This window comes from Profundibacterium mesophilum KAUST100406-0324 (genome assembly GCF_009835145.1).
In the GTDB taxonomy this organism is placed as follows: domain Bacteria; phylum Pseudomonadota; class Alphaproteobacteria; order Rhodobacterales; family Rhodobacteraceae; genus Profundibacterium; species Profundibacterium mesophilum.
Genome location: NZ_APKE01000080.1, coordinates 1 through 855, shown reverse-complemented (window position 1 = coordinate 855; position 855 = coordinate 1). Strand labels below are relative to the sequence as shown.

Sequence of the window (855 nt, the reverse complement as noted above, 5' to 3'; positions counted from 1 at the left end):
CTGCGTGACCGCCTGGGAGCGTGTCAGTCCCGACCGGGTGCTGGCCATCACCGCCTGCACAACCCGCAGCCGGAACCGCGCCTCTGCCTTGGCCGCCTCGGGCAGCGCCTCGAAAGCGGCATGGCGGGCCGCGCGATCGTCCTCGGTCTGCGCGCCGGGGGCCGGGGCCCGCTCCTGCGCGATCGCCGCCTCGCGCAGCAGGCGCTGACGCGCCCGCAGCGGCAGCAACTGCCAATGGAATTCCCATCCACCCCCGCGCCCGGCGCGTTTCCTGGCATGCGCGGATTGCGCCTTCCAGCCCTCGCGTTCGACGAGTGCGTTCACCCGACGTTTCGTTGCCGGCATGTCCGGCATCGCTGCCTCGGCAAGCTCGGCAGCCGACCACCAGATCTGGGAGGGATGGGGAGCGCTCATGGCCCGGGAGCCTCCTCGCGCAGAAGCTCCGAAAGCTCCTCATGGGCCGCCCCGACAAAACGCCGCCGCGCCGCCTTGGGCGTGCGGGCCCAGAGCTCCTGCAGCTTCACGAAAGCCGCGTCCATCGGGTCTTCAACAGGCTTTGAAGGCGTGTTTGCCTCATCATACTGGCGGCGGGCATCGGCGGCGGAGCGCGCCCGGCCGTCGGCCAGGGCATCGATCACATGGCTGCGCTCGGCGCTCTCGCCAAGCTTGGCCAGCACGCTCAGGTCCTTCAGCGTCACCGCCCGGGGGGCCGCCCGCAAACGCGGCAGGTCGGCAGGCTCGAGAGCAAGGCCGGCCGCGACGATCTTGCGGACCTGGCGGTCCGTCAGGCCGAACTTCTCGGCGGTCATTCTAGTGAAGGAACCGAGTTCCGCCACTAGAAGTGTTCCGGTATGC

General features: G+C 70.3%; 1 protein-coding gene and 1 pseudogene. Both read right to left on the bottom strand.

All coding sequences use genetic code 11. From position 1 onward, the window contains the following. Nucleotides 1-414, bottom strand: a 414-nt coding sequence (locus tag PMES_RS16305) for a DNA-binding protein (RefSeq protein WP_268892439.1), incomplete at its 3' end; no start/stop codon positions are given. Then, nucleotides 411-855, bottom strand: a pseudogene (locus PMES_RS16300) (chromosome partitioning protein ParB); the annotation flags it as partial. The pseudogene PMES_RS16300 and the gene PMES_RS16305, both read right to left, overlap by 4 nt.